The sequence below is a fragment of the Novosphingobium sp. SG754 genome (assembly GCF_013149315.1).
In the GTDB taxonomy this organism is placed as follows: domain Bacteria; phylum Pseudomonadota; class Alphaproteobacteria; order Sphingomonadales; family Sphingomonadaceae; genus Novosphingobium; species Novosphingobium capsulatum.
The window spans coordinates 48,352-69,600 of sequence record NZ_JABGCC010000011.1 but is presented as its reverse complement, the minus strand read 5'-3'; the positions used below and the strand labels follow the sequence as shown (position 1 = coordinate 69,600).

The 21,249-nt window shown below is 63.7% G+C and carries 19 protein-coding genes and 2 tRNA genes; 11 read left to right on the top strand and 10 right to left on the bottom strand.

Features of this window, described 5'->3' with window-relative positions:
- Positions 1–33: 33 nt before the first annotated feature.
- Positions 34–201 carry a DUF6771 family protein gene (locus FHW97_RS19490; RefSeq protein WP_171799201.1) on the top strand — a complete coding sequence of 56 codons (168 nt, stop codon included), beginning with the start codon at positions 34–36 and terminating at the stop codon, positions 199–201.
- A gap of 443 nt (positions 202–644) precedes the next feature.
- Positions 645–923 carry a GNAT family N-acetyltransferase gene (locus FHW97_RS22180; RefSeq protein WP_370581493.1) on the top strand — a complete coding sequence of 93 codons (279 nt, stop codon included), beginning with the start codon at positions 645–647 and terminating at the stop codon, positions 921–923.
- A 234-nt stretch (positions 924–1,157) separates the two neighbouring features.
- Here FHW97_RS22180 and FHW97_RS19480 read toward each other — a convergent pair whose 3' ends face one another.
- The 4 genes from FHW97_RS19480 to FHW97_RS19465 are packed head-to-tail and all read right to left on the bottom strand — an operon-like array spanning position 1,158 to position 4,444.
- Positions 1,158–2,258, bottom strand: coding sequence for a PIN domain-containing protein (locus tag FHW97_RS19480; RefSeq protein ID WP_171799549.1), 1,101 nt, complete (start codon positions 2,256–2,258; stop codon positions 1,158–1,160).
- Complete coding sequence (locus FHW97_RS19475; RefSeq protein WP_171799548.1) at positions 2,258–3,124, bottom strand: hypothetical protein; 867 nt, start codon at positions 3,122–3,124, stop codon at positions 2,258–2,260. The genes FHW97_RS19480 and FHW97_RS19475 overlap by 1 nt, the downstream gene beginning before the upstream one ends.
- The gene (locus FHW97_RS19470) at positions 3,121–4,164 is read right to left on the bottom strand and encodes a hypothetical protein (protein WP_171799547.1); all 1,044 of its coding nucleotides are present in this window, start codon (positions 4,162–4,164) and stop codon (positions 3,121–3,123) included. Before FHW97_RS19470 ends, FHW97_RS19475 begins: the two co-directional genes overlap by 4 nt.
- Position 4,165: 1 nt before the next feature.
- Positions 4,166–4,444, bottom strand: coding sequence for a hypothetical protein (locus FHW97_RS19465; RefSeq protein ID WP_171799546.1), 279 nt, complete (start codon positions 4,442–4,444; stop codon positions 4,166–4,168).
- 119 nt (positions 4,445–4,563) lie between these two features.
- On the opposite strand from FHW97_RS19465, the gene FHW97_RS19460 reads away from it, so the two are divergent.
- From FHW97_RS19460 to FHW97_RS19440, 5 genes are all read left to right on the top strand, one after another.
- Positions 4,564–5,766, top strand: coding sequence for an ATP/GTP-binding protein (locus FHW97_RS19460; RefSeq protein ID WP_171799545.1), 1,203 nt, complete (start codon positions 4,564–4,566; stop codon positions 5,764–5,766).
- Positions 5,763–6,344 (top strand): RloB domain-containing protein, encoded by a 582-nt coding sequence (locus tag FHW97_RS22395; protein ID WP_171799544.1) that lies wholly within the window; start codon positions 5,763–5,765, stop codon positions 6,342–6,344. The genes FHW97_RS19460 and FHW97_RS22395 overlap by 4 nt, the downstream gene beginning before the upstream one ends.
- Positions 6,344–7,807, top strand: a complete 1,464-nt coding sequence (locus FHW97_RS19450; RefSeq protein WP_171799543.1) for a caspase family protein — start codon at positions 6,344–6,346, stop codon at positions 7,805–7,807. Before FHW97_RS22395 ends, FHW97_RS19450 begins: the two co-directional genes overlap by 1 nt.
- 879 nt (positions 7,808–8,686) lie before the next feature.
- Positions 8,687–9,271 carry a hypothetical protein gene (locus tag FHW97_RS19445; protein WP_171799542.1) on the top strand — a complete coding sequence of 195 codons (585 nt, stop codon included), beginning with the start codon at positions 8,687–8,689 and terminating at the stop codon, positions 9,269–9,271.
- 283 nt (positions 9,272–9,554) lie between these two features.
- Positions 9,555–9,764 carry an AlpA family transcriptional regulator gene (locus tag FHW97_RS19440; protein ID WP_169041624.1) on the top strand — a complete coding sequence of 70 codons (210 nt, stop codon included), beginning with the start codon at positions 9,555–9,557 and terminating at the stop codon, positions 9,762–9,764.
- 54 nt (positions 9,765–9,818) lie between these two features.
- Here FHW97_RS19440 and FHW97_RS19435 read toward each other — a convergent pair whose 3' ends face one another.
- Entirely contained in the window at positions 9,819–10,094 is a 276-nt protein-coding gene (locus FHW97_RS19435) for an RNA polymerase sigma factor (RefSeq protein ID WP_171799541.1), read from the bottom strand.
- Positions 10,091–10,987 carry an ArdC family protein gene (locus FHW97_RS19430; RefSeq protein WP_171799540.1) on the bottom strand — a complete coding sequence of 299 codons (897 nt, stop codon included), beginning with the start codon at positions 10,985–10,987 and terminating at the stop codon, positions 10,091–10,093. The genes FHW97_RS19435 and FHW97_RS19430 overlap by 4 nt, the downstream gene beginning before the upstream one ends.
- Positions 10,988–11,503: 516 nt before the next feature.
- Here FHW97_RS19430 and FHW97_RS19425 point away from each other — a divergent pair.
- Positions 11,504–11,746, top strand: coding sequence for a hypothetical protein (locus FHW97_RS19425; RefSeq protein ID WP_171799539.1), 243 nt, complete (start codon positions 11,504–11,506; stop codon positions 11,744–11,746).
- Positions 11,747–12,499: 753 nt separating this feature from the next.
- Positions 12,500–14,677 (top strand): hypothetical protein, encoded by a 2,178-nt coding sequence (locus tag FHW97_RS19420; RefSeq protein ID WP_171799538.1) that lies wholly within the window; start codon positions 12,500–12,502, stop codon positions 14,675–14,677.
- Positions 14,678–14,947: 270 nt separating this feature from the next.
- Here the strand turns inward: FHW97_RS19420 and FHW97_RS19415 are convergent, their stop codons facing one another.
- The 4 genes from FHW97_RS19415 to FHW97_RS19400 all read right to left on the bottom strand — a co-directional run bounded on the left by FHW97_RS19415 (position 14,948) and on the right by FHW97_RS19400 (position 18,428).
- Positions 14,948–16,198 (bottom strand): integrase arm-type DNA-binding domain-containing protein, encoded by a 1,251-nt coding sequence (locus FHW97_RS19415; RefSeq protein WP_171794053.1) that lies wholly within the window; start codon positions 16,196–16,198, stop codon positions 14,948–14,950.
- Positions 16,199–16,361: 163 nt separating this feature from the next.
- Positions 16,362–16,435, bottom strand: a tRNA-Cys gene (locus tag FHW97_RS19410).
- 125 nt (positions 16,436–16,560) lie between these two features.
- Positions 16,561–17,271 carry an RlmE family RNA methyltransferase gene (locus tag FHW97_RS19405; protein ID WP_054132614.1) on the bottom strand — a complete coding sequence of 237 codons (711 nt, stop codon included), beginning with the start codon at positions 17,269–17,271 and terminating at the stop codon, positions 16,561–16,563.
- Positions 17,268–18,428, bottom strand: coding sequence for a Ppx/GppA phosphatase family protein (locus tag FHW97_RS19400; RefSeq protein WP_168353124.1), 1,161 nt, complete (start codon positions 18,426–18,428; stop codon positions 17,268–17,270). Before FHW97_RS19400 ends, FHW97_RS19405 begins: the two co-directional genes overlap by 4 nt.
- A gap of 532 nt (positions 18,429–18,960) precedes the next feature.
- Here FHW97_RS19400 and FHW97_RS19395 point away from each other — a divergent pair.
- Positions 18,961–19,034, top strand: a tRNA-Gln gene (locus FHW97_RS19395).
- A 216-nt stretch (positions 19,035–19,250) separates the two neighbouring features.
- Complete coding sequence (locus tag FHW97_RS19390) at positions 19,251–21,221, top strand: bifunctional diguanylate cyclase/phosphodiesterase (protein ID WP_158271979.1); 1,971 nt, start codon at positions 19,251–19,253, stop codon at positions 21,219–21,221.
- Positions 21,222–21,249 lie beyond the last annotated feature (28 nt).

Here is a 21,249-nt window from a genome sequence, read left to right as displayed (position 1 = left end):
CCCGCAGCCAGCCGCGTCGCCATAGGGACTAGTATGGACGACAAGACCAAGACCCGCATTCTCGGCGTGATCGAACGCGCACCGCAGTGGCTTCGCAACGATCTGGCCGCCAAGGATGCATCGGCTCGTGCGCGAGCTGAAGAAGCGCTGGCGGCAATGCTGGCCGATGCAATCGACGAGGGCAACAAGGCAGTCGGATGACAGCCAGCGACAATAAATACCAGCAGACTGGCGGACTCGTCGGCATGGCCATGCCGAACGGCACAATTCGATGGGCGAGGCGTGATGAACACCGAAGGCCTTGATCCGCATCTGCTGCATGCTTGGCTCGCCGCGCGATCGCTGGCGCGCGGGTTGCCCATGCCAGTGGCCGAGCATGGCGGTTTCCGCGTCGATACCGGATCAGAAATGGAAACTGTCCGATGGGTGTTTCCGTGCATTAGTGATGGGCTCAAGGAGCTTGCCCGTACGATCCATCAGCCGCGCCAGTTCGTGAGGTCTGTGACACGTCGGAGGCCTTGCGTGCCGCGCTGCCAGCACACTGGACCATCCATGCGCCCAGCCATGTGATGCGGACCAATGGCCCAATGCCCCGCCGACAACTCGCAGACGGATACTCTATCGCGGTCGAGCAGTCTGGCCCCGTGACATCAGTCCGCATTGTCACAGACATCGGCATCTTGGCATCCAGCGGCTACGGCGCCGAGACAGATGGCGTCTTCGTCTACGACCGAATTGTGACCGAGCCAGAGCATCGCCGCAAAGGCTTGGGGCATGTCCTCATGCAGACCCTGCACGAGGCTAGGGGCGATCCCCATAGTTTCGAACTGCTGGTCGCCACCGACGATGGCCGGGCACTCTATGAAACCCTGGGATGGGAGAAGATCGCGTCCTACGCTAGCGCCTCGATTGTAGTGATGTGATCGCCGCCAGCCGGGGGCAACTCGCGACCAATTCAAGCCGTTCTCGGACTGACGGTTGGATGACTGCTCGTGCCGGGATCAGTCATTCGCCCGCCGTGGAGCCGCCGGGCGGCTCTCCACCAGATCTCGGCCGTTCAGATTGATCCGCTCCGCTCCGCTCCTGTTACCGGAGATGCGCGTAGCCATGATGATTGCACATGGCACTCCTAAAATCCGCATGATGCGTGGATCCCGTCAGGTATCGAGGTTATCCCATTCATCGCCGAGGACCCAGCGCAGCGCGCTGAGCTTTCCGCTCAACATACCCCATTCGAAGTTGTCCCAGGGGCCGAGGTTTTCGAGACCGACCTCTTCTTCTACCCGCTTTGCAGCTGCGAGCGCACCGGTCCAGATCGTGTCAAGGATCTCGTTGGGTTTGTACGAATCACGCGAATACTCGCTTTCGGGCAGAACCTTGGTCTTGCCCTCGGCAATCATCTGCGCACGTAAGCCATGGCGGCTGTACCAAATCTGGCGCTCGAGCAGTCGTTCGGCAGCCAGAAGCTCGGACAGCTTGCGCGGCTCGATCTCGTCCTCGAATTCGGCACGGAGCTCCTCGACCCAGTCCGGCGCGATGTCGCCCAGCAGGTCGACCAGGTTGGTGGCATAGACCGATCGCTCGCCGTCGAAGAGGTCGGCGATGTCGGGATGCGGTGCGCGGTCGTCCGCGCCGACCGCACTGAAATCATGCTTGTTGTGGGTGACGAACGCGAAGACGTCGTCTGACGTCACCTCATCGGCGGCGGCGGCAGCGTAGAGCTCGATCAGTACGGCATCCGCCATGCTGTTCTTGGGCTTGTGGAACGGCGCACGTTTGTCGATCGCGCGTTCGGCGGCGCGAAGCAGCGCGTCGTCGCTGGTAGCGATATGTTCGGCGCCAGCGAAGAGCGCCTCGATCTGGGCGATCGACTCATTGACCGCTTCTCCCAGGATGGCGATGCGATGGTCGATGTCGCCGAGCTGGACGAGCGCGACATCCTTACCTTCGGCGTTTCCGAACCGGTCGACCGCATCGCGGACGCGGCGGAAGGTCGACGACAGGCTCTGCCCGCTTTCCCGGATAATGCGCTCCTTGTTCCGCGCAAACTCGGCCGAGACCTGGTCGGGAAGCAACAGGCGCAGGGCATCGGCCTTGGTCAGTTGCTCGAGCGCGGCGAGCGTCGGCCGTTGCCGATAATCCTTGGCGAGATCGAGCCACACGCTGGTGTCGATCAACAAACGAACGACCCAGGTCTCTTCGGCACCGTCGACCGAGCCGCCCGAGTCACCCGTAGTCGAGACTGTCGCATCGGTCATTACCCCGCCTCTTTCTTCCATTGGCGCTCTGCCTTGTAGTCGAAATGCCGGTCGATCGCGCCTACCAGCGGCATCTTGAGGAACGACCACCCCGGCGCGAACGCCGGCTCGAATATGTCGCCTACGAGACCGTGATCGAACGCTTCGAAGTGGCTGGCGAGCGCAAGGTCGAGAACTTGGCGCAAAAGGCGGGCAACGGCGTTCACGTCGGCGATGGTCTCGAAGGCAAAGTGCTTGCCCTTCTCGAAATTGGCGAGATCGCGCGATACATCGCGCGACGAGATATGGGTGGTCGTGGAAAGCGTGCCGTAGAGGCTTTTGGCAGATTGCCGATAGGTTGCGCCGGCGGCGGTATCGAGCATGCCGAAGCGCAGACTGTCGACCAGCTGATCGAACCGTTCGCGTCCCAGCCCGTCCAGCGCCGCGACCTTCTCGGCGACGTTGCGCGGCGGACGCTTCTGCGCGCCGTCCGGCTTGCCCGCAATGGCGGGGCTGCCCTGATCGAGCCAGAGCGCCTTGACCGATGCCTCGACGAGGAAGCGCATTTCGCGCCGCGCAGGGTCGTGAAGCCCTTCACGGATCATGTGACTGGCAGCGATCATCGACTGGACGAGATGCGGCTTGATCCGCAGCGAAATGCGTTCGTCGAAGAAGGCGTGCCAGCGCGTCGCCATCAGCTCGATCATGTTGATGCCGAGCCCATAATCGAAAATATAGCGATCGAGCTGCCGAATGGCGCCACGATAGGGCGCGCTATCGCGCAGGGTTGCATGCGCGTCCGCCCGGCGGTTCCGATCGGCGCCCAGCTCGGCGAACATCCGTGCCGACGGAACGCCCTCGCCGGACGTATTCTCGCTCTCGCTCATGCCTTTTCCTCGTCCGTGGCCGCCCGGCGCCGCGGAAGATACATTTCGGGATCCTCATGCAGATAAGGCGCGCGCTTGATCTCGATCCGTGCCCCACCGAAGCGTAGCTTATGCTCGGCGACGGCGCCAACGCCAGCCACGACCTTGAGCGCGGTGCGATAGCGGGCGAATGCCTGCGCCGTGCTGATCGCCGGGCCACCGCCATATCGCCACTCGGCCATCAGCTGCCAATTGGGGATGCCGCGCAGGACGGTGCGCTTGAAGGGCGACGGGCCGTCAGGAAGGCTGTCGTAGAGGTGATAAAGATCGTGGCTTTCCTTGAAGCTGCCCGAGCGCTGCTCGGACAGCAGTTTCAGGGCGAGCTCGCAGGCCATCTGCAGATCCCATTGTGCATGTTTGCGCTCTTCGGGCCGGTCGCGCGCGATAAGCGATGCGGCGCGATCGAGATGGGGCAGGATCGCGTCGCGCATGCCTTCGACGCGCGTGGTCGGAAGTTCGATTGCCATGATCGAGGTCACGATCGCCCGAACGGCATTGGCGATCTCGATCGCCTGGCGGCGCGCTTTGAGGCCATCGCTGCGCGGCAGCTCGCGGACATTGGGGCCATCGACGATCCATTCCAGCGGGTCTTCGTCGTCTTCGACTTGCTTGGGGAAGCAGACCCAAATGGTCTCGCCGGGTTGGCCAGGCCGCTTCGTCACGACCGGGATGCGCATCGCAAACGGCGTGTCGAGTACGAGGGTGCAGCCGGTGTGGGATTTGCCGGACCCTGATTTCACCGCTTGGCCGTAGCGCGCGGTATACCAGCCTATGGTGCGGGCATAGATCGCCTTGAACCAGTCGCTCGCCATGTAGTCGAGGAATTTGCCGGGCTCGGTGATCTCCTCGCCCACCGCGACCTGCATCACGCAATAGGTCACGAAGTCTCGCGCGGCCCGCAAGGGCCGGTCGCGCAACGGCACCTCGTCCTTCGCCAATTCGCGGTCGATGACGTCGAGCGACTCTCCTAGCGCGTCTTCGAAGTCCGTGGGCACACTCATCTCAGCCGCGTCCGCGATCCATCTGCCGCTTCAGCTCGGCCGACAGATCTTCGATCACTTCGGCATGCACGAAATAGCGCATGCTGTTGTCCTCGGGATCTTCCGAATGCTGCGCGATATCGACGAGCAGGTCATACTGCTCATCGCCATAAGTGATGTGAAGGATGTCGCCGACCCGCGGCGCGACCTCGAACTCTCGCTCGACGGAGACGCCTCCGGCGCCAAACTGCACGCTGATCAATGGCATAATGCCCGTCCTTTCCTGCTCGCCCTGAACCATCAGGAAACCCGCGAGTGCGGCCCTGTTTGTCCCAAAATAGCAATCCTCAGCCAAAGTTTGACGATTTCTTGTCAAAATGGCGGTATATCCCTATATCCGATGCGCCACGGGAATGAAACATGCTGTACGAACTTGAGATCGAGAATTTCTACTCCATCCGCGATGCGCAGCTGATCGACCTGCGCGTGGCGGCCAATGCGCCCGACCTGCCGGGACGTTTCGCGCCGTTATGGGCCGGGTCGAAGGATCGCGCACCCAAGGTGGTGGCGATCTTCGGTCCCAACGCCTCGGGCAAGTCCACGGTGCTGCGCGCCTTGTCGTTCATCGCCTGGTTCGTGCGCGATAGTTTCAGCATCGCACCCGGGGCTCGCCTGCCCTTCGAAAAATTCAACAGTGTCGGGGGACGTGGAGATGTGACGCGCCTTGCCGTGTCGCTCGCCGGCCTCGCCGACCCGGCGGACTCGAGCGAGGATGCCCTGCAATGCCGCTACCAATATGAGTTGGAGATCGGCCGTGATCACACGGTGCTGGGCGAGGCGATGTATTATTGGCCACCCGACACCGGCCGCAAGGTGCGTCTCTTCGACCGCGACGCCGATGGCAAGGTAACGGCGGCCAGTGCGTTCGGCCTGTCAGGCTTTCGCCAGGCGCTTGAGAAGGTGCTGCGGCCCAATGCCAGCGTCATTTCGACGCTGGCGCAATTGAAGCATCCATTTGCAACGTCGATCTGGGAAGCTGCCACAACGGTCTTTTCCAACATTCTGATCGAGCGGACCGACGGGATCGAGGAGCAGATGGTTCGACTTTATGCCGATAATCCCGCCCTTGTGCAGGCGCTGAATCGCGAGATCGAGCGGATCGATCTGGGCATCCGGTCGATGAAGCTCGAGATGGGCGCGAACGGCCCGATCGCACTGTTCGCGCATGAGGGCCATGATGGTCTCGTGCCGCTGGTGCTCGAAAGCCATGGCACGCGGACCTTCCTGAAGCTCTATCCCTATCTGCTTCGCGCGCTGGAGACCGGCGGGATCGCAGTGATGGACGAGCTTGATTCCGCGATCCACCCGCTGGTGCTCCCGGAGATCCTGCGCTGGTTCTACGATCCGCTGCGCAACCCGCATGACGCGCAACTCTGGATGACCTGCCACAATGCGTCGCTGCTCGAGGATCTGGTCAAGGAAGAGGTGATCTTCTGCGCCAAAACCCATGAAGGGCGCTCGGAGGTCTACGGCCTGTCCGAAATTCAGGCTGTGCGCCGCAATGACAATTACTACCGCAAGTATCTTGGCGGCACCTACGGCGCGGTGCCACAGATCGGATGAGGCCGCCACGACGACATCCAGCCCGCCGGGCCATCCCGCAGCGCCGCCGGCTGTTCGTCGGATGCGAGGGTGAAAGCGAGCAGGCCTATGTCGCGCTCCTAGCGCGTCTTGCCGACGATGCCCGACTGGCGGTCCATCTCGATGCTGTACTGCTGCAACCGGGCGGGGGCGATCCGCTGGCGATCGTCGAGCGTGCGGCACAGCGCGCCGACGAGCGTGAAGGCCGACGCGGCGAACCCTATGCCCGGCGTTTCGTCCTTCTCGACGATGATAAGCTCGGCCAGGCATCGCAACGCGACCAGCGTATCGCCGGCGTCGCCGCCGCCGCAGGCTTGCATCTGGTCTGGCAAAAACCTTGCCATGAGGCCGTCCTGCTCCGGCATCTTGAAGGATGCAGCCAGTTTCAGCCGCCAACGACGACGGTCGCGGGCCAGCAACTCGTGCAACGCTGGGCGAATTACGAGAAGGCGATGCCCTCGGCGCGCTTGGCAGAGAGGCTCGATCAGGCCGCGATTGTCCGGGTGAGCGCGGTCGAAGCCGAGCTCGCGGCGTTCCTCCAGGATATAGGGTTGATCTGATGTCGCGTTCGCTCGCCGCGCTGGTGATCGGCAATTCGAAATACAAGAAGGCGGGTAAGCTCAAGAACCCGGCCAACGACGCCACCGACATGGCCGCCGTCCTCACCGCCTGCGGTTTCAGCGTGACCATCGTCATCGACGGCACGCACAAACAGATGGACAAGGCGCTCGCCGATTTCAAAGCCGCGCTCAAAGGCCATGATGTCGGGCTGTTCTTTTTCGCCGGTCACGGTGTGCAGATTGGGGGCGAGAATTTCCTCGCGGCGATCGATGTGAAGACGGCCGACGAGACCGAGGCGAAGCATTCGTCGCTCGCGCTCAACAAGGTCATCGATACGATGGAGGCGGCGGACACCAAGACCAACATCATTATTCTTGATGCCTGCCGCAACAATCCCTGGGCGCGGGCGTGGCGCGGGGGCGAGGAGCGCGGTCTTGCGCCTGTCTATGCGCCGCGCGGCACATTGATCGCCTATGCAACGTCGCCCGGGCAGCTCGCCGGCGACGGCAAGGGTCGCAACGGCGCCTATACCGCTGCATTGCTCGAACATATCGCCACGCCCGACGTGACCGTCGAAGCAATGTTCAAGCGCGTCCGTAACACGCTCAGCGCTACGACCGCGCAGAAGCAGATTTCATGGGAGCACACATCGCTCGCCGGCGAATTCTACTTCAACCTGAGCGTCGCCGCACGCATCACCGATTATGGTGCTGCGGCGCTCGGCGATGACCTGTTCGAGCTTGATACGTCCAAGAAGAGCCACAAGATCATTGCCTCGTTGAAGACGCTGACCTGGCCGCGTCAAAACCCGGCGATCGACGAGATTACGCCCGCGCTGATCGCCAAGGTCGCGACCGACACGTTGTTTGTGCTTGGCCGCAATATCTACCAGTCGGCGGCCGGCAACGCGAATTCCGCGATCGCCTATATCAACGACTTCACCGCCAAGACGACCGGCACCGACAAGAATGACCGCAAGGCCCTGCTCGATGGCATGTTGTTCGAAATTTTCTTCGACAAGACCGGGACGCTCCGCGATCAGCCCAAGTTCCGCCGGTTTAACGAGGTGTTCGATCTGCAACGCTTTGCGGCCTGCAAGCCGAGCTTTGATTTCATCGCCGCCTGCCTCCTGCCCTATGCCGGGCGCTATTATGCGATTCCCGGCAAGTGTCACGAGGTGATCGCCGACGTACGGTTGGGCGAGAAAGAGAAGGATGCGGTGCTCGAGGTGTTCGTCGCCGGCCAGCAGGTTCTGCGCCGCGATAGCGACGATCTTCCGGCATGGGACGACGACGAGGACAAAATCTACTATCGCCAGCGCAGCAAGGCTCAATTCGAGGCATGGCTCGAGGAAGAGCTGATCGTGCCGGCGCGCCTGTTGAAGATCGGGTATAGTCGCGACGTCGCCAGCGGGGAGACTCTGCGTGTCCCGATGGGCTGGACCTGCCGCCTGCCCGCTTGAGCGCCGCGCCCAGCGGGAGCGCGCTCGCCGCGCTTCGGCCATCGCCTCCTGCTCGTCGTAACAGCCATCGATGCGCCCGCGTTGAGCGCTTCACTCGATTGCACAATTGGTAGTCTTCTGAATGTCCGATCATGTCGATAGCGGTCGTCCTGGGGAGTAATCGGAAACGACAGTTTTGTCCCAGACTCGGACCATGCGGATGAAAATCCGTTCGATACGGGAAATCAACGCGGCGGCTATACCTCACTCTCCCTGCCGCGCAGTCTCCTCCAGCACGGCGATGCGTTCCGAACAAATGGCATGGACGACACCCCTTTCGTCATCGTCCTCTGCGTCATCGCGCACGCCGCAATGCATCCGACACGATCTCGATGCCAAAGAAGGGGCCGGTCGCGCCTGTGCTGAAGAAACCCTGGCGGCGATGATTCCTAATGCGCTGTGTGAAGGGTCGGGTGAGGTGGGCGCGGCCTAAAGCCGCCCCCCCGCATCGGAGCTTTCATGATGTGTCGCCGGCGCCGCATCGGCCCCGCCGTAACCTTTTGAGTATCCTCGTCCAAGAGCTGAAGGGGCACGCCCTACTTTCCATAATTCACGCAAAAACTTGGCGCGCGGATTCGCGTCTGATATCGTGGCGCCGCGCTGCGCAAAAGGCGGCGCCGGGACTGGTAATCCCGCGAAAGCAAAGAGCTCGGAAAACACGGTTTTCCGGGGTGCCGTCGCGCATGTCCAAACCTTCGGGTTAAAGGCGGCGGCGCATGTGCTTTCGCATGTTACCAGCTCCGGCGGCTCCCGCGCGCACGCGTGCGGGAGCTCGGGGTCAGTCCGCGTGATGACCTGAGGCCTTCCGCTCCCCGCTTCTGACGCGGACCGGAGGTACATATGGACACGATCGTTCCTGCTACTTCACCCCACCTTGGCGCTCCCGCGCTGGGCGCTGCCATCATCACGTTGCCGAGCGAGAATTCTGAGCTCGGCGCGCTATGGCGACGCTACGATGCGCGGCCCGTTCGGCTCCTGCGCACGCGCGAAGGCCGCGCGCTCAGCCTGGATCGCTATCAGCGTGCAGGCGAGTTTATGGGGTCGCTGTTCTCGCCCATGGCCGATGACACCGCCTATCTGTTCTACTCGGCCGGCATCGTCGCGCAGCTGGCGATGTCGTCGCACCTGCTCGACGTGGGTTTCCCCGACGCGTGGTGCGCCAAGTACATCGGCCTCCATGTCGATCGTTCCCTGGCCTACGCCAATGCCACTGGCTTCGGTTGCGAGGACACGGAAACCGAGCGGCTGATGGACGTGCTCTCGCCCTACTGGAAATGGAACGACCTTAGCCGCGCCCACGGCATCAAGCCCGACACGGGAGGCTTTGCCGCCGGGGAGGTTCGCGACATCGTTGTAGCACTGGTGGACCACGTCGCGGAAGTGACCGGGCACGGCAGACGCAAGCAGCGCCGGGCACCGTCCTGATCGGTCTCGCCGCGCAAGACTGATTCGCGCGGTGAGACCGATTGGGGGCGGTAGACTGCGTGACACCGCTGAACTTCGCGGTTTGTCCGCCGCGCAGCCCCTGCGCGCAAAATTTTTTTGGTGTTCGTGCGAGGTCGTACCGGTACGCGCGGGTGTACCGGGCAGCGTGCTCGCGGCAGATGCCACATTCCCTGAATTCTCAGGTTCTTGCGCTTTTCCCGCAACGCCCCAATTCTACTCGTGGCCGGCCAATCCAACCCATCAAACAGGAAGGATGTGCCACATGAATACCGCCTCACCCAATTCGTTCGTGCGTCTGCCACAGGTGCTCAAGGAAACCGGGCTTTCGCGCGCGACGCTCTATCGCAAGGTCCAGAACGGGACCTTCCCCAAACAGTCACGCATTGCCACGCGCTGCGTGGGCTGGCGCCGCAGTGCGCTCGACCAGTGGCTGCAGAACCCGATGTTCTATTCCGTCGACGACTTCACTTGATGGGACCACCACCATGGTGCCGCCCGATGGCAAGCCATCGGGCGGCCTGAATTTTCACCACGGCCACCAGCGCTGCCACCAGTGCCCATAGACCGCGCGGGTCAGCGTGGAGAGGGCCTTGGCCAGTTCGGCCTGCACCGCCTCGACACTGATGCCATGGCGCTGGGCCAGCTCGACATAGCTGGCGCCCTCGAAGCGCACGGCCGCGAAGATCGCGCGCTGCCGCTTGGTTATCCGGCGCAGACCGCGCTGGCCCCGGCGCCAGAACGCGCGCGGCGATATGGTCGGCAGGACGGGCTTGCCCCATTCGGGCGCAAGAGGCGAGCTCATGGCCGATCCTCCCCACAGGCCAGCAGGAAGTCGGCCGCTTTGCTCGCTGCACTGGCGGCGCGGAAGATAGCCTTCTCGTCGGCGCACAGCACTTCCAGCCATGCGCCGATATAATCAGCATGCCGCACCGTCGGAACAATGCCCAGCGCGACACAGGCAAAGGCACTGGCCATTTCCGCTACCATTTCCTCTTTTGCATACGAAGCAGAACCAAACTTGCCGGTCTGATCCCGGTCCAGCCGGCTCTTGTGGCCCGTCGCATGGCCCAGCTCGTGCAGGGCCGTGCGGAACCAGTTGATCGGCTCGAGGAAGGCAGCCTGCGGCGGCACCTGCACCACGTCATGCGTCGGGGAATAGAATGCTTCCCCGCCCCCGATGCGGAAGGTCACCCCGCTGCCCTGGATCACGCGATCGGCACCAGCAATCGCCAGCTCGGGCGCAATCGGCGCCACTGGCTGCACCATGTCGTCAGGTAGGCCCTCGCACTGGTCGAGGTTGAACACGGTAAAGCGCTTGAGAAAGGCCACGGTGCGCGCCTCGCGGTCTTCATCCCTGGCCTTGGCCGCTTCCTCGCGCGGGGTGAAGCGATCGGCATAGCAGACCACCGTCCCCTTCTCGCCGCGCCGGACATGGCCCCCGGCTGCTTCGGCCTGGCGATAGGTCAGCCAGCGCTGCGAGGAAAAGCCCTGCTCGGTGGCAGAGGTCCAGAGAATGAGAACATTGATCCCTGAATAAGTCCTACCCGAACCGGCATTGTGGGGCAGCGTGCAAGGACAGCGGCTGGCGTCCCATGGCTGCACCCAGGGCAAGCGCCCGGCTTCGAGTTCGGCAATGATGCGGGAAGTCACCTCAGCATAGAGGGACTGGCGTTCGCTCGTGTTCACGGTGCTCATGATCTTCAAGCTCCTTAAACCGCCATGGCCCGGCGCCGGGGTGGCGGGGGGCGGCAGGAGCGGACCAACAGCCCCGTCAACAGCGGCGGGGTGCACCGAAGGGCGCAACAGCGTGGAGCACCCGGAGCCGCGCAGCGGGCCGGGTTGCACCCCGTCGCGGCGGGGCTACAGGGCCGTGACGCCCCCCGTCACCCTGGAGCCGAGGCAGACACCGCCGCGCACAAGCTGCGCGGCGACAACCGGAGGGCAGCCGAAGGCGGACCGACAGGCCGGGCCAGACTGGCCGGGCCCCGCGTCAGCGATCGTACTGGTTCTGCCGACAAGCCGGCGCCGCCGGCTCGCTACGCGCTGCGCAGGCTCGCGCGAATCCACCACCAGCGAATGGATGCTTAACCCGACGTTGGATCAGGTCGATGATGCCCGCTGGCGCGTGCAGGTGAACATTCTGCCGTCGCGTTCTGCCAAGCGTAATGCCGGGGTCTGGGACTTACCCGCCATTCCTGGTCGCTGAGCCGAATGGCTGATAACAGCATAAGCCGCCGTGTGCTTCGCGCTCCTGGCTTTCTTCCTGCCACGCTGCAAACGCACCTTCAGAGTTCCGAACCACCACACGCCGGCAGCACAGGTAACGTCAGGCCGTTGCTCAAGGCCGCACCCGAGGCCGTGTTGTCGAACACCTATCTGCGCGATCAGGGCCTGCTCTTAATCCGCATGATGAATCCGAAGCTGTCCGAAGCCCCCCGCAGCCCGGCACTTTAAGCGCAGACAGCCTGGGGCGGGGCGCCGAAAAGATCGAACTGGTCAGACATCCGGGATGATCACCGAAGTTGACTGTCCTTGCTCCCACGGCGGTTGATGGCACCGAGCGGCCGCGCCCGCGTCCAGTCGCGCTCAGCCTAACAGGTAGCGCAGGTGGGAAACTGCGGGCAGCGCAAGGCGGCGGTGGCTGGGGATGTCCTCACCGCTGGCCTCACATTGTTCAGACTTTCGCCGCTCAGCAACCGCCGGCGCTGCTCGACACTGCATCCCTGATGCTGTCTTCGAATCTGATCCTGAACCGCGCCTTCGGGCACCCATCCGTTGGCTATCTTCGTATAGCTGATGCTCCAACCAAGAGATTGATTTATATTGACATTGGCGCCGGCTATTCCAAACTCTCAGCCCCCGGAAGCACTGGGTCCTGCCCCCACACGCTGCCAGCGATCGATCCCCCAAGAAGCGCGGCGAGGAGCGCGAGAGTTCAAAAAATCAATGGGCTGTGGGTCTTCGTGGCGGAACAAAGGTTGTCTCAGCGGCTTCCCAGTCGAGAACCGCCGATCGGAGCGCACGATGGTTGAACACACTCCCGACTGCGAGGACGCCCGGTCCATGTCCGCAGCGGCGCATTTCAGGCTGACGCAGGCGCACCGTGCCGCTGTTTTCCTGATGCGCGTTGAGCCCTTTAGGAGCGAACATGATTGAAGATAGCGGCCTTTTCTGTGTCCGGCCCGGCTCTTGGGTAGAGGCCACCTGATGGAAAGCTTGCGCCTAGAAGCGATCGAGGCCCGCGAGGCGATCGCGCGCGGCAAAAGGCTGGGCCAGGACTCCGCGCACGCAGGCTTTCTTATCGAACTCGTTCATTACAACGCCGACGTGTGGATCGTCTTGCGCTGCGGTGACAGTGGCGGCATTGCTCTGCGCGCCCCGCTGTTCACTGCGTCCGCCTCCGTCACCCGCAAGCGGCAAAAGGGCTGTCTGATCGCCTGGGAGGCGCAAAGCGAGATCGGCCGATTCACAGGCGAATTGACTGGCGAGAAAACCGGCTTGGCCCAGTTTGCTTATCGCATCCACTTCACCGCCGCCCAGACAGTACATCTCCCCTACTTTCCGCGCGACCTGATCCCCCTCGGCAAAGGCGGGGATCCGCTGGCCGCGCGCGGCACGATAGAGGCCAAGCAGCGCAAGCTGAACACCGGCCTGTGCTATCTGGAACTGGAGCGCCCCAAGCTCGGCAAGCTGCTTTATGTCCAGAACCTCACCGCGCTAAATCCCTATTTCCTGGCAACCGGCACGAAGCCCGAGAGTGTGGTCGGCGGCGAGTGGCCGGTTCTTGGCTATCTTGCGCCCACTCAGCCGGGAGACCCTTCGGCGGCCATTCCGGCGGGCCAGGAAACGGTGCTATACGACACGCACCTTGTTTTCCGCCGCAAGGCTCAAGAGGATGAGGCGGAAAGTGCCTGGCAGTTTCTCGACATGCTTGGCGCGATTTACCGCAATCTGGACAAGCCCCGCACCGTGCGGCGCCCGTGGATCGAACGCAGCCGGCGCACCCTGCGCGATCTGGCCCGGTCGCCCAAGGCGCGTGAGCAGCACTATGGCGAAGTCTATTTCCACCCTTACACCTCGGCTGAATACCCTGACTCCATGGTTCAGCTCACGTTGGCGTCGGCCATCCACGATTGGGGCGTTTGGCAAGGCAAGGTCCACCCCCTTGGGGCGGAAATTCGCCGCGGTTTGGAGAAGTTCTACGACCCGCAGCTAAAAACCCTGCGCCGCTATCTGCCCGATGTCGGGTCCGACAAGAACCCCGACGCGGTCGACAGTTGGTATCTCTATCATCCACTGCTCAACCTCAGCAATCTAGCGCTGGCAGGGGATCAGGACGCTAAGGCCCTGTTCCTGCGCACGATCGACTATGGCATTCGCGCTGCACAGCATTTCCAGTACAAATGGCCGATCCAGTACGACGTTACCGACTTCACGGTCATCACCCCGGTCGCCCCCGCGGACAACCTCGGTCAGACCGATGTCGGCGGCATCTACGCTTGGGTCACGTTACAGGCCTTCGAACTAACAGGCGAAGTCCGCTTTCTCGACGAAGCGCGCAACGCTTTGGAAGCGGCGCGGGGAATGCGTTTCGATCTCAATTATCAGGCCAACCTGACTGCCTGGGGCGCCGCGGCCTGCATTCGGCTGTGGCGCATAACGAACTGCAAGACCTATCTTGCGCTGAGCTATGTCTATCTCGCCAGCTTCTTCCACAACGCACAGATCTGGGAGAGCGAGCTCGGCCTGGCTCGGCACTACTCGAACTTCATGGCCGTCACTTGCCTGCAAGATGCGCCCTACATGGCGCTGTACGAATGCTTCGACAGCTATGCCGCCTTTGAACGGTTTCTCGACCTTGGGGGGCCGGACCTGATCCCCTCAGCCAAGATGCTGGTCTCCGAGTTCTGCCGCTACGCTCTTCATCGCGCTTGGTTCTACTATCCCGACACGCTGCCTAAGGAAGCCATTGCCGCCAAGCAGCGCAACGGTGAGATCGACCGTGCCCTGTCGTTCCCGGTGGAAGACCTTTACCCGGATGGCCAGCCCGCCGGCCAGGTGGGCCAGGAGGTTTACGGTGCCGGTGCGGCCATTGTTTTTGCAACTCGCGCTTACCACCGCGTGCCCGGCGCGCCGTTTGTGATCTTCTGCGACTATTTCCTGCGCGCTGTCACCCGGATCGACGATCGCACACTCAGCCTGAAGATCGACGGCGAAGACAACCACGTCGCTAGGTTCGCCCTCGTTCGCACCGGCCGCGCGCCGTTGCCCGATGCCATTGTCCGAAAACTCTCGGGCGAGGTCATTACAGCTTCCACCGCCACAGCGGATGAGCTTTGCTACGATGTCCCGCCCTTTACAGGTTTGGTCCTATCGTGGGGATAATGAGATGCGCCTCCGGTCGATCAAACCCTCGCTTCAAGGCGCAAGGGCGCTTCTCAGTCTTTGGGGTCAGCAAGAAGTGAACGAACGTCTGGTTTCGGGATCGAGCTAAGCGGCGAGTGACGACCTACAATAGCGCACCTTGCTGGCAGTCCGCTTGGTGGCATCCAACTGGCGGCTTTTGTCAGAAGCGGACCCGCGCAAAGACGGAAGCGAACGACCTCCTCTGGTCGACAACGGCCGCCTCTAGCTGCCAATCTGCCAGCCCACGCTCTACGATCCGCTGTGCCCAAATTTCGGGCGCAGGATTTTCGCGCCGTCGCGCAGTTGATCGAGATGATCGGACCAGTGCTGCATCATACGCACCCGTTCCTCCCAATATTGGCCCCGTGCATAGGCCCGGCGAATAGAGTTTCCATCAGCGTGGGCAAGCTGACGCTCGATGGCGTCCGGATTCCAGCAGCCCATTTCGTTGAGCAGCGTGGCTGCCAAGGCGCGGAACCCGTGACCGGTCATTTCCTCCTTGCCATACCCCAGCCGCCGAAGCGCTGCGTTGATTGTGTTATCGGACATGGGGCGATCAACGGCGCGCAAGGAGGGGAACAGGAAAGAGCTATAAGCGGAGTCGTGTTCAATCTCTGCCAGTATCGCCAGCACCTGCCTGGTGAGCGGCACAGCATGAGGGCGGCGCATCTTCATCTTGTGCCCTGGGATGGTCCACACGCGCTTTTCGAGGTCAAATTCGGACCACTCCGCCCAGCGTAATTCGCCGGGTCGAACGAAGACATGCGCAAGCATCCGCAACGCCGTTCGGGTCAGGGGGTGCCCGTCATAGTCGTCGATGGTGCGCAGCAGCGCCCCCGCTTCAACAGGCGTCGTGATTGCGGCCCGATGGGTGGTCTTGGGCGTGATCAGCGCACCGCGTAGATCCGAGGCGATATCGCGCTCGGTCCGCGCGGTGGCTATGGCATATCTGAAAACCTGGCTGGATGCTGTCCGTGCTCGATTGGCGGTGTCGTAGCGCTTCGTGGCTTCGATTTTCTTGAGTGCTAGCAGCAATTCATGCGCAGAGATTTCACCGATCGGGCGCCTTCCAATCGCCGGGTAAAGCTTCGCCAGGAGCCATCGCGCTTTCTTCACCGTCATCGGCGCAGCGCCTTCGGCGACTATCTTGTCGAGCCATTCCTTGGCCACCGCCTCGAAAGTATGCGTAGCCGCCAGCGATCTGGCGATCTTTTCGAGCTTGGCGTGTTCGACGGGGTCAATCCCCTTGGCAAGCAGCCGGCGCGCATCAAGCAGTCGCTCCCGGGCCTCTCCGAGCAGCAGTTCGGGCCAGCGACCGAAAGTTATGGTTCTCTGTCTGCCATGAATGCGGTAATTCATGCGCCAGACGCGGCCACCGCTTGGTTCAACCAGCAGATAGAGGCCGTCGCGATCGCTTAGCTTGTAAGGTTTATCCTTGGGCTTCGCACGCGACACCCATGCCGCCGTAAGCCCGGATTTCTGCCGTTTTTCGCTCGACATGATGGTATGTCCCCATCCTGATATCGGGGCCTACCATCAACTCGTCCATCATACGGGTGAGATTTGATGAAACGGCCCTCGACTGACGGAGCCATAATAGCAGATAAAAATGCCGAAAAACAGCCGCTTACAGGACGCCGTCAGACGCTCTGGGAGGCTGCGATGGAGGCCCGAGCCGGAATCGAACCGGCGTAAACGGATTTGCAGTCCGGTGCGTCACCACTCCGCCATCGGGCCTCTCGTCGCGCGGCGCCGGGTGGGGCCGCGGGTGGGAGACGGGCGGTTAGCCGAGAGTGGCGCGCATCGCAACGGGATTCTTTGCACGACCGGGGATTATCCCCGGCCATGCACGCGCATCAGGATCAGGCGTCCTGTTCGCCCGACGGATCATCCGCAGGGTTGCTCGTGGCGGCGCGGCCCTTGAAGCCTTGGGCGATCACGTACCATTCCGAGGAGTCCTTGCGGCTGGCCGGCGGCTTGGCGTGCTTCACCGTGGTGAAATTGCGCTTGAGGATGGTGAGCAGGTCGCCGTCGGTGCCCCCGGCAAAGACCTTGGCGACGAAGGCACCGCCCGGGGCCAGGGTGTTGATGGCAAAATCCACCGCCGTTTCCACCAGGCCCATGGTGCGCAGGTGGTCGGTCTGCTTGTGGCCCACGGTATTGGCGGCCATGTCCGACAGCACGAGATCGGGCGGGCCATCGAGTGCGCCCTCCAGCGCGGCGGGGGCTTCATCGGCCATGAAGTCCATCTCGAAGATGGTCACGCCATCGATCGGCTCGGTCGGCAGCAGGTCGATCCCGACCACGCGCGCGGCCGGTGCCTTCTTGCGCACCACCTGGCTCCAGCCGCCCGGCGCGATGCCGAGGTCGACCACGCGCTGCCGCCCCTTGAGCAGGGCAAAGCGTTCGTCCAGCTCGATCAGCTTGAACGCGGCGCGGCTGCGCCAGCCTTCGGCGCGGGCCTGCTTGACGTAGGGATCGTTGATCTGGCGCGAGAGCCAGCGCGCCGAAGACGCCGTGCGCTTCTTGGCGGTTTTCAGGCGTTCGTGCGGATCCTTGCCGGAACGGCTCATGGGGTTGCTCCACTATTGAGTTGGCGCAGCGCCTCGCGGCTGCGCACGGCATCGCCGCCAGTGGCCATGAGGGAGCGCAGGATGCCTTCGCGGATGCCGCGATCGGCAATGCCCAGCCGATCGGCCGGCCAGATATCGAAAATGGTTTCCAGGATGGCGCAGCCCGCCACCACCAGATCAGACCGCTCGCGCCCGATGCACGGCACGGCGATCCGCTCGGCCGGCGAGAGATGCGCCAGACGCTGACTGATGCCGCGCATCGCCGCGGTCGGCACGATCAGGCCATCGACCGCGCGCCGATCATATTGCGGCAGACCCAGGTGGAGGCTGGCCAGCGTGGTCACCGTGCCGCTGGTGCCGAGCAGGCGAATCGCCCCTTCGGCCAAGGCGCGCGCGCGGGTGGGCGCGATACGCTCGATGAACGGGGCAAAGCCATCGGCGACGCGTGCGCGCATGTCGGCATAGGCGGCGGCGCGCGCGGCCGGGCTATCGGCGATCGGCCCCACCCCTTCGGTGAGCGAGACCACGCCCCACGGCACGCTTTGCCAATCGAGGATACGCGGCACCGGATCGGCCGGATCGACCAGCACCATCTCGGTCGATCCGCCGCCGATGTCAAAGATCATGGCCGGCCCATCGCCATGTTCGAGCAGGATATGGCAGCCGAGCACGGCCAGCCGCGCCTCTTCCTGCGCGGTGATGATGTTGAGGCGGATACCGGTTTCGCGGTGCACCCGCTCGATGAATTCGGCGCCGTTGCTGGCGCGGCGGCAGGCTTCGGTGGCGACCGAGCGGGCCAGGTGGACATTGCGCTTGCGCAGCTTTTCCGCGCAGACATGCAACGCGGCCAGCGCGCGGTCCATTGCCGCGTCGGACAGGCGGCCAGACTGGGCCAGCCCTTCGCCCAGGCGCACAACGCGGCTGAAGGCATCGATCACCACGAAATGCCCACCGGCCGGCCGTGCGATCAGCAGGCGGCAATTGTTGGTGCCAAGATCGATCGCGGCATAGGCCTGGCGATGAAACGGCACCGGCTTGTGCCAGGCGCGCGCCCCGCCCTGGCCCACGGCCTCGTCAGCGGCAAACAGCGCTTCGGGCAGCACCTCTCGCCCGGCGGTGACAGCCGATGGCGCCGCCACAGGATCTGGCTGTGCCATGCCGGATTGCGGCACTGCTGCAGCGCCGGGAGCGGGGGATGCGGCAAGGGGCGTGGCAACGGCGGCCGGCGCCGGCCTGCCCCGGCGCGCCCCAGTGCGGCCCCGGCCTCTCGCGCGGCCGTTGCCCTTGGCCTTGCCCTTTGTCGGTGCGGCGCCTTGCGCTGCGCTATGGCCGGCCGGCGTGGCGGCGGGCGGCTGTCCGGCGGCATCGGGCGCGGGTGCGGCCTTGCGCGGCCCTCGCTGCCTGTTCCTTCCGCCGGATCGCGGCCCTCGTCCCCTGGCCGGCGGAGTGGATTCCGCCATGATACAAATTCGCTTATGTTTTCCCGCCGGCATCGGTGCCGGTCGGGTACTTGCCTGTCACCGTAGCGTCATGGCGCCCGCGCGGCAAGGTTCGCCCCCGGCAAGCGCCCCGGCGAGGCCACGCCAGCCCTGGCGCCGGCGCGATCAACCGGCGCGATCGCACCCTGATGCAGAGGCGAAAAAACGGGTTGACGCTCTGAAACGGCCCGACTAGAGGGGCGCCTCCCGATGCCCCGTCGTCTAAAGGTAAGACTACGGACTCTGACTCCGTCAATCGAGGTTCGAATCCTCGCGGGGCATCCAATCTTCTGAAATCGCAGAATATTCTTTTCAGCTGGCATGATTGCCGGCTGCCTTGGTGCGTCTGCGCGCCATTGGCCTGCGCCACGCCCGCTGCGGCGGCGGCAGGCACCCACGTGCCGCGCGGGGATCACCGTCCGGGCGGTATGATTCTTTTCATGTTTTTGCAGGCATAATCCTGGTTTGCGAAGGAATTCGACCGACTGGGGGAGAATGCTGTTGCGCGCGTCGCGTCCATTTCGCTGGTTCGCCGAAATCGGGGATGATCCCGCGCTGGCCGTGTCGCAGGCGGTGAACCTGCAACGCCAGGTGCCGCTGCTCTATGGCCTGCTGCTGATCAATTCGCTGGCCGTGGCGATCACCCACCGCCACCAGGCACCGGCGGTCCTGACGATCAGCGTGCCCGCCGTGCTGTTTGCCATCACCTTCTTCCGCATGATCCACTGGCTGCGCCAGGCCCGCAAGGGCGTGCCCACTGCGGAACAGGCGCGGCGGCAGTTGCGCGCGATCACCGCCGTATCTGGCCCGGTGGCGCTTGCCTATGTCGGCTGGTCCCTGGCGCTGGCGCCCTATGGCGGCCCGTTCGAGCAGGCGCACGTGGGGCTCTATATCTCCACCACGGTGATCGGCTGCATCTTCTGCCTGATCGTGCTGCCCCAGGCCGCGCTGCTGGTGGCGCTCACCGTGCTGCCGGCATTCATCATCATGTGCCTGGCGCGCCAGCAGCTGATCTTCGTGACGATCGGCATCAACGTGGCGCTGGTCCTGGCCGTGCTGCTGCGCGTGCTATTCAACAGCTTTGCCCATTTCGAAGGCCAGGTCCGCGCCGGCACGCTGCTCACCGCGCAGCACGCCGAACTGCAGCGCCTGAACGAGGAAAACCGCCGCCTCGCCCTGACAGACGCACTCACCGGCCTGGCCAACCGCCGCCGCTTCCATGCCGATCTCGAAGCCTGGACCACCACCCACGCCGGCATGCCGTTTGCCGTGGGTGTGCTCGATCTCGATCGCTTCAAGCCGATCAACGATACCTATGGCCATCACGTGGGCGATCGCCTGCTGGCAGAAATCGGCGCGCGCCTGCGCCATGCCGCCGGCCCATCGGCCCAGGTCTATCGCCTGGGTGGTGACGAATTCGGGCTGATCGACCCGGACGTATCCGGCTTTACGCGTACCTGCGAGCGCTTGCTGCAGCAGATTCGCGCGCCATTGCAGGTGGGGGAAATCGTGCTCCATGTCGGCGCATCGCTCGGCGTGGCGCACTGCCCGCAGGCCGGCACCGGGGCAGACGACCTGTTCGATCGCGCCGACTATGCGCTGTATCATGCCAAGCATGTCGAAGGTGGTGGCGTCTGCGTGTTCAGCGCCGCGCTGGAAACCGCAGTGCGTGCCGATCGCGCGATCGAAGTGGCGCTACAGGGCAGCACGCTGGAAGACGAGCTGACGATCGTGTTCCAGCCGATCATCGAACTGGCAAGCGGCCGGCTGAGCGCGGTGGAAGTTCTAGTGCGCTGGACCAGCCCCGTGCTGGGCGAGGTTTCCGCCGCCGATTTCATTGCCGTGGCGGAACGCTCCACCGCGATCCACAGCATTACCCGCGCGGTGATCCGCAAGGGCCTCAAGGCCGCGCTGCACCTGCCCGACGATGTCGCGGTATCGTTCAATATCTCCGCCTGCGACCTGACCTCGGCCACCACGCTCGCCTTCATCCGCCGCGAGATCGAGCGGACCGGGATCGATCCGGGCCGCATCTGGCTGGAAGTGACCGAAACCGCGGTCATGGCCAATGCCGAAACCGCGGCCCAGGCCTTGCAGGCCTTTCGCGACATCGGCGTCCACGTGGCACTCGATGATTTCGGCACCGGCTATTCCAGCCTCGGCTATGTCCAGCGCCTGCCGCTCGACAAGGTCAAGATCGATCGCAGCTTCGTCGCCGGGCTCGACGGGACCGATGGCGATACCATCGCGCGCGCCGTGATCACCTTCTGCCACACCATTGGGCTGAGTTGCGTGGCCGAGGGCGTGGAAACGCCCAGCCAGTGGCGCATGCTGCAGGAGGCCGGCTGCAAGCACGCGCAGGGCTATCTGTTCAGCAAGCCGCTGACGCTCGATGCGCTGCTTGCGCTTTGCACGGAATGGGAACGGCAGCGCCCCTGGGGCGCACGCCAACGCCAGCGCGGCGCAGCCTGAGCGGCAGCACCGTCGCCGGTTGCTCAGC